Consider the following 8,746-nt stretch of genomic DNA (forward strand, 5'->3'; position numbering starts at 1 on the left):
CCTGGATGAAGGTGTTGCGAATGACGGCATCGATGGCCTCCGGAGTCTTCGCGGAACCGTGCGCCGTCTCGCCGGCAGCCTTCGCGTCCTTGAACACGTTGTGCTGAGCCCAGTACCCGATCGCGGGGTTGTCGGAGAAGATCTTCTGGTACGACGCGGTCATGGTTACGACCAGGTCCCACACCAGCGGCACGCCGGGAATCCAGGCCCATTTGAACAGGCCCTTCTTCATGACGATCGTCATGACCACCGTCAGCGCGATCGCGGCGAGTAGCTGGTTGGCGATGCCGAAGAGCGGGAAGAGTGTGTTGATTCCGCCCAGCGGATCGGTGACACCCATGAGCAGAATCGCGCCCCAGGCAGCGACGACGATCAGCGAGCACAGCCACGCGCCGATGCGCCACGACGGGTCCTTGAACTTCTTTGCCGGACCGCCGAAGTTGCCGAGCGAGTCGGAGAGCATGAATCGAGCGACGCGGGTGCCGGCATCGATCGTGGTGAGGATGAAGAGCGCCTCGAACATGATCGCGAAGTGGTACCAGAACGATTTCAGCGAGTCGCCGCCGAAGACGTCGCTGAGCACTTCGGACATTCCGAACGCGAGCGTCGGGGCGCCGCCGGTTCGCGAGATGATCGATTCTTCGCCGACGGCCTCGGCTGCCTGAGTCAGCACGTCCGGTGTGATGGGGGCAGTGCCGAGGGGCAGATTGTTGACGTATTCGGCTGCGGTTTCCGGTGTTCCACCGGTCAGTGCCGCGGGAGCGTTGAGTGCGAAGTACAGGTGCTGATCGAGGATGCAGGCGGTGACCAGAGCCATGATCGCGACAAACGATTCGGTCAGCATGCCGCCGTACCCGATCATCTTGGTCTGGCTTTCCTTCTCGAGCAGCTTTGGCGTCGTACCGGACGCGATCAGTGCGTGGAAGCCCGAGAGTGCGCCACAGGCAATGGTGATGAACAGGAACGGGAACAGTGAACCGGCAAAGGCCGGGCCTTCGCCGTTGGAGGCGAATGGCGTCACTGCCGGCATGTTCAGAGCGGGTCGTGCGACCAGAATTCCGATGGCCAGCAGCGCGATGGTGCCGACCTTCATGAACGTCGACAGGTAGTCGCGCGGTGCCAGGAGCAGCCAGACTGGCAGCACCGATGCGGCGAATCCGTACGCGATCATCAGCCACGCGATGGTGACCTTCGAGAGTGTGAACCAGTCTGCGCCCCAACCGGTATCGGCAACCCATCCGCCGGAGACGATGGCAAGGAGAAGCAGGACGACGCCGATCAGGGAGACCTCGGAAACCTTGCCCGGCCGCAGATACCGCAGGTACACGCCCATGAACAGCGCGATGGGGATGGTCATCGCGATCGAGAACACTCCCCACGGGGACTCGGCGAGCGCATTGACGACCACAAGTCCGAGCACCGCGATGAGGATGATCATGATGACGAACACGCCGATCAGTGCGGCGACGCCGCCGACAAGGCCGAGTTCTTCGCGGGCCATCTGACCGAGGCTGCGCCCGCGGCGCTTCGACGAGATCCACAGGACCATGAAGTCCTGCACCGCCCCGGCGAACACGACGCCGACGATGATCCAGATCGTTCCCGGAAGATATCCCATCTGCGCGGCCAACACGGGTCCGACCAGGGGGCCGGCACCGGCAATTGCCGCGAAGTGGTGACCGAACAGCACCCGACGGTCGGTCGGCATGTAGTCGGCGCCGTTCTCCATGATCTCGGCGGGAGTGGCGACGTCGTCGCGAGGCTTGACGATCTTGCGTTCGATCAACCGCGCATAGAAGCGGTAGGCGATCAGATAGGTACAGATTGCGGCCAACACGAACCACACAGCGCTGATGTGTTCACCGCGGACGATCGCAATCATGTACCAGGCGCCCGCGCCGACCAGTCCGAGAACAAGGAAGACGACGCGCGCAGTCGTGGAGATGGGTGTTTTGTCGATGACGCCGACAGGTGGCAGGTCAGGATCGGTTTTCAGGTACTCGACATTTGGTTCCGGCGCAGTCGTCAAGCTCATCGTCGAACTCCGTCCACTAGTGCACGTGTGGCCGCCGTCACAGCGGGCCATCTGTCACTGTAGGACCAGAAGGGTGAATCCGCGCGATCTGAAACGCGGGAGTCGACCGACGTCAGAATCGGTGAGCGTCGGCGTCGATCCAATCGGTGAGCCAGCTCTGCGGCGGGGAGTCGAGCAGTTCGCCCGGCATCAGCCAGTCGAACAGGTCGGCATAGGTGCGAGTGGTGAGACCGTCGACGCGGCGGTTGAGCATTCCCGGTTGCAGTTGGTCGAAGGAATCGATGCCCATCGACGCGATCATCTGTTGCGCGCTGGCGACGGTTGCCTTCTGGAATCGGTAGACGCGCTCGCTCTTGTCGGGGATGTCGAGTGCGCGGGTGCGTGCCGGATCCTGAGTGGCAACGCCGACCGGGCAGCGGTTGGTGTGGCACATCTGGGCCTGAATACAGCCCACTGCGAACATCATTGCGCGGGCCGCCATCGTGAAGTCTGCGCCCTGGATGATGCGTTTGACGATGTCGGAACCGCTCGCCACCTTTCCGGAAGCGCCGACTTTCACGAGAGGGCGCAAACCAGTTCCCACCAGAGCGTTGTGCACCAGCATCAGGCCCTCGGTCAACGGCATGCCCATGTGGTCCTCGAACTCCACCGGACCTGCGCCGGTGCCGCCTTCGGAACCGTCCACGATGATGAAGTCGGGCGTGATGCCGCGTTCGATCATCGCCTTGCAGATTCCGAGGAATTCACGACGCGAGCCGACACACAGTTTCATCCCGACCGGCTTGCCTCCCGACAGTTTTCGCAGGGTCGCGATGAAATCGACCAGTTCGACCGGGGTGCTGAACGCGGTGTGCGCGGGTGGCGAAATCACAGTCTGGCCGACGGGTACCCCGCGGGTTTCGGCGATTTCGGGGGAGACCTTGACTCCGGGAAGCACGCCACCCAACCCGGGTTTCGCACCTTGCGAGAGCTTGATCGAAATGGCCTTCACCTGGTCGGAGCCTGCGCGCTCGGCAAAACGGTCAGGATCGAATCGGCCGTCCTCGGTCCGGCATCCGAAGTATCCCGAAGCGATTTCCCAGATCAGGTCGCCGCCGTGTTTGCGGTGATACGGACTGATCGCGCCTTCACCGGTGTCGTGAGCGAAACCGCCTTTGGCGGCGCCGGCGTTGAGGGCCTCGATTGCGTTGGCGGACAACGACCCAAAGCTCATCGCGGAGACGTTCAGGAGAGCGATGTCGTACGGCTTCGTGCAATCGCGTCCGCCGAGGCGAACTCGCGGAACGGTGTCGGGGGCGGTCCGTGCGCGAATCGAATGCGTCATGAACTCGTAGCCGATCGCATTGACGTCGCGCTCGGTCCCGAAGGGCTCTTCCGCCAGTGTTCCCTTTGCCCGCTCGTAAACCAGATCTCGCGTTTCGCGATCGAATGGCATTCCATCGGTGGATGATTCGACGAAGTACTGCTGGATCTCCGGTCGAATCTTCTCGAGGAGGAATCGCGCGTGCCCCAGGACCGGATAGTTACGGAGGATGCTGTGGGACTTCTGAGTGAGGTCGTAGGTGCCCATGGCCGCCAGCGCGAGTGTGACGACAGCGATCACCCACCATCCGGGCGAGGCGACAATTGCGAGCGCGGCGGTGCCGAGACCCACTATCCATATCAAGAGCACGATCAGCATCCGAGTCACCTCGAGAGCGTAGGCGCTCACTGTGACACGGCAGCGGTAAGTCTCCACTAGGTTCTGCGATAGAGAACCGAATCCGACTCTTTGGGGGAATGATGACCGAACCGCAATATCCGACCGACCCGCAGGATCCGAAGGAGCAGCAGTATCCGAAGGAGCAGCAGTATCCGGCAGGCCAGCAGTATTCAGCCGGTCAGCAATATTCAGCAGGCCAGGAATATCCGACGGGTCAGCAGTACCCAACCGACCCGCAGTACTCAGCCGGACAGCAGTATCCGACCGGTCAGCAGTACAGCGCAGCCCAGCAGTACAGCGCTGCTCCCACGTACGCGGCGCCTCAGTACGGTCCGCCGAAGTCCAACGCGGGATGGGCCGTCGCGTCGATCATCTTCTTCTGGCCTATCGCGTTCGCCGCGTTCAACCATCTCCACGACATCTACCCGAAGTGGGCGATGGGCGATCACCAGGGCGCGCAGTACGCGTCCGAGCGGGTGAAGAAGCTCGGGCAGATTTCGCTCCTGATAGCCGTCATCTGCTGGGTGCTGTTCATCGCGTTCTACGTGATCTTCCTGGTTGCGATCGTGTCGTCCGTCGATTCGTATACCTACAACTGATCACCTGCCGCGACGTGACGGTGGGGCGAGTACCCGTCACGTCGCCGCGAGGCCGTAGAATCCACAGACCGTGAGCCTTACCCTCGGAATCGTCGGACTGCCCAACGTCGGCAAGTCCACCCTTTTCAATGCACTGACCAACAACGACGTGTTGGCAGCGAACTACCCGTTCGCGACCATCGAACCCAACGTCGGTCTGGTCGAGCTGCCCGATCCGCGGCTGCAGAAGCTCGCCGAGATCTTCGGCTCCGAGCGCATCCTCCCCGCGACCGTGTCGTTCGTCGACATCGCCGGCATCGTCAAGGGAGCGTCCGAGGGCGCAGGTCTGGGTAACAAGTTCCTGGCCAACATCCGTGAAGCGGACGCCATCTGCCAGGTAGTTCGCGTCTTCGCCGACGACGACGTCATCCACGTCGACGGCAAGGTCGACCCGGCCTCGGACATCGAGGTCATCGAGACCGAGCTGGTGATCGCCGACATGCAGACCTTGGAGAAGGCTCTCCCGCGTCTGGACAAGGAAGCTCGCAAGAACAAGGAGCTCAAGCCGGCCCACGACGAGGCACTCAAGGCTCAGGCCTTCCTCAACGAGGGCACGACCCTCTTCAGCGTCAAGGACAAGCTCGATTTCTCGTTGCTGCGTGAGCTGAGCCTGCTCACCACCAAGCCCTTCCTGTACGTCTTCAACGCCGACGAGTCGGTGCTCACCGACGAAGCGAAGGTCGCGGAACTGCGCGCTTCCGTCGCCCCGGCCGACGCCGTGTTCCTCGACGCGAAGGTCGAGCAGGAACTCCTCGAGCTGGACGAGGAAGACCGCCAGGAAATGCTCGACTCGATCGGTCAGACAGAGCCGGGCCTGCATGCCCTCGCGCGCACCGGCTTCCACACTCTCGGGCTGCAGACCTACCTGACGGCTGGTCCGAAGGAAGCTCGCGCCTGGACGATCCACAAGGGTGACACCGCGCCCCAGGCTGCCGGCGTCATTCACACCGACTTCGAGCGTGGCTTCATCAAGGCTGAAATCGTGTCCTTCGACGACCTCGTCGAGGCCGGTTCCATGGCCGCAGCCAAGGCTGCCGGCAAGGTCCGCATGGAGGGCAAGGAATACGTCATGGCCGACGGCGATGTGGTGGAGTTCCGCTTCAACGTCTAAATCCGCGGCTTCTGGTCGTCACCCCACGGGCATCTCGCTGAGCGTCCGACGGGTGACGAACCGCCGCGCTTTCCCCGACAACGGGTCGGTGAATTCGAGTTCCCTCGCGAGCAATTGGAGTGGGAGGGAATGATCGTCCGGCGCGTCCGGCGCGTCGGGCAGCAGGTCGGGGTATCGCCGGTCGCCCAGGATCCCGGCGCCGAGAGCTGCCAGGTGCACTCGCAACTGGTGCATCCGTCCGGACTGCGGACGTAGAACCGTGTGCAGCACAGCACGTCCGGAGGCACTCACGCCCGTCCCTCGCGCCTCGATCATGGTCTCGGAGTTGGGTTCACGGCTGTCGTCGACGACGACTCGCAACGCGCCGCGTCGAGCTTCGATGTGGTTGCGGTAAACGAGAGGGACGTCGAGCGCTGGTGCATCCCGGCCCCGCCGGGTCGGTCGCGCCGACACCGCCTCGTAGACCTTCGTGACCTGACGCTTCTCGAACAGTGACTGGTACGCGCCGCGCGTCGCGGGGCGGGCCGAGAACATCACCACTCCTGCGGTGCCGCGGTCGAGTCGATGGATCGGGGTCAGATCTGGGTTGTCGAGACGAACCCGCAGGCGGATGAGCGCCGACTCACGCAGGTATCGCCCGCTCGGAGTGGTCGGGAGAAAATGTGGCTTGTCGATGACGACGAGATCGTCGTCGGTGTGCAGGATCTCCTCGTGGAACGGCACCGGGTCCTCCGCCGGCAACTCACGGTAGTACCAGACGAACCGGTGCGCGCTGAGTTCTGTGTTCAGGCAGATCGAGTGGCCGTCGGTATCCACGAACTCGCCGTCGTCGAACCGCCGATACAGGTTCTCGGCGTCCAGATGGTCGAACTTGGCTACGACGTACTCAGCGATCGTCGCCCACGGCCCAGAGAGCGGGATGCGTAGGCGCGTCGGGCCAACCCCGTTCTTGACGGGCAGCGGTGGGGACATGGACACGCAGGTCATCATCCCATCGACTACTGGTCAGCGGTGATTCGGTGTGGCCTCGACGGGGACGTCCCCGCGGGGACGCGGAACCGAACTCGCAGCGGTGGTCGGTGTAGATCGTCTACTCGAAAATCAGTAGCGCGGACGAGATGCGGGCCCGTATGGTTCGGCAGAGAAAGATCGCAGTCGAAAAGCACTGCGGGCCATACCTTCTGTAGCTCAATTGGTGAGAGCACCCGACTGTGACTCGGGCGACGGCGGATCGTAACCGCCCAGAGGGACCAGCTCAGATACGGTTGAGGTCGGGCCTCTAGGTGCAGAGGCCGGCGGCCCTTTGCCTGCACAGTTGTCGAACGAGCCTGAGCCGGTATTCCCTGAATCGCCGGACAGCATTCCAGTCACCCGCCATTTCCGCGTCGGCAAGTAGGTATTCGCAGTTGTCCAACTGATCCTTCAAAGACATCATCAGAATTCACCTCCGATCACCCGAGCAAGTACCTGTCCAGGATGCGGCCGACGGGACCCCGGGGACATCGGCCGTAGTACCTGTTCAGGTACCTGCTTCGGTGCGCGGTGGAGGCTACTTCTTGACCGCAGGTGCAGGTAGTGGCATGCCTCGCTCGGCCAGAACGGCTCGGAGACGATCGGGGTAGTCGGTGATGATCCCGTCGACACCGAGGTCGATCAGGGCGTGCATGGTGGCGGGATCATCGACGGTCCACGGGATGACCTTCATGCCACGCGCATGTGCGCTCGCGATCATGTCGGCTGTCGGATAGAGGGTGAAACCGGGATCCCCGACCTTTCCGCCCTGCGGAGTTCCTTGGACGGGGGAGTAGGCGGAGGCACCAAAGGTCGCCACCGCAGCGATGCCGTCGCCACCGAAATCATCGATGTCCAGACCGCCGAGCCACGGTGACGCTCCGTCCTTGCCTACCTGGAGAAAGTCGCCGTTCGTGAGCGCAACGACGGGGACACTCGGCGCGAGTTGACGGGTGAGCATGAGCGAGCCCCAGTCGAAGCTCTGAATGGTGACGCTGTCCAACAATCCGGCTGCCCGGATCGTATCGAGGACTACAGAGACGAACTGCTCACGCGGGGCGGTCTCGTGAGGCGCTCCCGCTTCCACCTTGGTCTCGATGTTGAGCTTGATTCCGGGTGCGTTGTACGACTTCACCAGGGCAAGCACTTCTTCGAGCGTCTGCATTTTCGCTCCCGGAACATTCTGCTGTTCAGGGTATCCGGCAAGGGGGAGAGTGCCGCAGTCCATGGTCTTGATCTGCTGCAGGCTCAGCGTGTTGACGAATTTGCCGACGTACGGGAACTCCGGGTCACCCGCAGTTGCGGGCTCGGTGTCGAGGCATTTCTTGTTCGAGATCTTACGATCGTGCGTGACGACAGCGATCCCGTCCTCGGTGATCTGGGTATCGAGTTCCAGTGTGCTGACGCCCATTTCGAGGGCATTCGCGAACGCGGCCAGGCTGCTTTCCGTGTACAGGCCGAGCCCGCCGCGGTGGGCTTGGACGTCGAACGTCGAAACCGGCTGGGGTGCTGAACTACCGAACGAACCGGACCAGTCGAGACTGCCGGTTGGCGATGCGCCGGCCGGGGCCGCCAGGGCGGTGAGGGGGAGTGCGACGGTCACGGCGGCACACGACAATATTCTGCTCAGTTGCATGAAAGGAACGTAGAGGCGTCGAATGGCTCGCCGGGGTTCGTTAGGTAAACTAACGGTAAAGGTCAGGCCGCGTGAATGCGCTGCCCGACGCCGCTCGCGTGGACCTTCATCCACGACGCCAGAAGCTCACACCCGGTCAGTCCGCTCTCGTCGAGAGGTTCGATCGCGTAGCTGATGTGTCTACCGCCGCGAGGGTTCTTGAGCTGAAATCGGTTCAGGTTCAACTTCGTCGGCAGGTAACCAAGTACTTCGAGGAACGCGGTGCGAATACGTCGTAGATCGGTACGCCACTGTTTGGGACTGAAACGAGTCTTCTGCGCATTCTGGAAAGCATTGCTACGAAGTAGTTCCCAAACCTTTCCTGCCCACACGCGTGCCTGCGAGAAGGACATCCAGCGCGTCAAGTCTGCGATGTCGCGAATGTAGCTGTCGTCGCTGGCATTACAGATCATGTCCTGCGGGTGCCCGATCCACTTGACCGGAATCCACGGCTGGATCTCGGGTCCGTCGCCGGCAACTCCGTGTCCCTCACAACCTTCGATCACGCCTGCCGGTTGTTGAGGATCGGAGATCAGTCCGACTCCGATGACGTTGGCGCGGTTCAGCGTCGGAA

The 8,746-nt window shown here is 62.6% G+C and carries 6 protein-coding genes, 1 tRNA gene and 1 pseudogene; 3 read left to right on the top strand and 5 right to left on the bottom strand.

Annotated features, from left to right (window positions below):
* The coding region (locus tag A2J01_RS13825; protein ID WP_064112905.1) for a carbon starvation CstA family protein at positions 1 to 2,035 on the bottom strand (2,035 nt) is incomplete at its 3' end.
* Between the two features lie 112 nt (positions 2,036 to 2,147).
* Positions 2,148 to 3,725, bottom strand: a complete 1,578-nt coding sequence (locus tag A2J01_RS13830; protein ID WP_037132028.1) for an FMN-binding glutamate synthase family protein — start codon at positions 3,723 to 3,725, stop codon at positions 2,148 to 2,150.
* Positions 3,726 to 3,817: 92 nt separating this feature from the next.
* Here A2J01_RS13830 and A2J01_RS13835 point away from each other — a divergent pair, with 92 nt between their 5' ends.
* Positions 3,818 to 4,336 carry a CD225/dispanin family protein gene (locus A2J01_RS13835; RefSeq protein WP_371683539.1) on the top strand — a complete coding sequence of 173 codons (519 nt, stop codon included), beginning with the start codon at positions 3,818 to 3,820 and terminating at the stop codon, positions 4,334 to 4,336.
* 70 nt (positions 4,337 to 4,406) lie between these two features.
* Entirely contained in the window at positions 4,407 to 5,486 is a 1,080-nt protein-coding gene (gene ychF / locus A2J01_RS13840) for a redox-regulated ATPase YchF (RefSeq protein WP_030536245.1), read from the top strand.
* A gap of 18 nt (positions 5,487 to 5,504) precedes the next feature.
* On the opposite strand, the gene A2J01_RS13845 is transcribed toward ychF, so the two are convergent.
* Positions 5,505 to 6,476 (bottom strand): pseudouridine synthase, encoded by a 972-nt coding sequence (locus tag A2J01_RS13845; protein ID WP_064112906.1) that lies wholly within the window; start codon positions 6,474 to 6,476, stop codon positions 5,505 to 5,507.
* A 187-nt stretch (positions 6,477 to 6,663) separates the two neighbouring features.
* Between A2J01_RS13845 and A2J01_RS13850 the strand changes: the two genes are divergently transcribed.
* Positions 6,664 to 6,739 (top strand) — tRNA-His (locus A2J01_RS13850).
* A 296-nt stretch (positions 6,740 to 7,035) separates the two neighbouring features.
* Here A2J01_RS13850 and A2J01_RS13855 read toward each other — a convergent pair.
* Positions 7,036 to 8,133: a glycerophosphodiester phosphodiesterase family protein gene (locus tag A2J01_RS13855; RefSeq protein WP_172827019.1), complete on the bottom strand. Its 1,098-nt coding sequence runs from the start codon at positions 8,131 to 8,133 to the stop codon at positions 7,036 to 7,038.
* 62 nt (positions 8,134 to 8,195) lie between these two features.
* Positions 8,196 to 8,746, bottom strand: a pseudogene (locus tag A2J01_RS36375) (PE-PPE domain-containing protein); the annotation flags it as partial.

The organism is Rhodococcus sp. EPR-134 (assembly GCF_001647205.1).
GTDB classification, from domain to species: Bacteria; Actinomycetota; Actinomycetes; order Mycobacteriales; family Mycobacteriaceae; genus Rhodococcus_F; species Rhodococcus_F qingshengii.

What these genes read in the sequence shown, in the direction of transcription:
- A2J01_RS13835 (WP_371683539.1), top strand. Translation starts at nt 3,818, where the DNA reads ATGACCGAACCGCAATATCCGACCGACCCGCAGGATCCGAAGGAGCAG.
- A2J01_RS13845 (WP_064112906.1), bottom strand. Translation starts at nt 6,476, where the DNA reads ATGATGACCTGCGTGTCCATGTCCCCACCGCTGCCCGTCAAGAACGGG.
- A2J01_RS13855 (WP_172827019.1), bottom strand. Translation starts at nt 8,133, where the DNA reads ATGCAACTGAGCAGAATATTGTCGTGTGCCGCCGTGACCGTCGCACTC.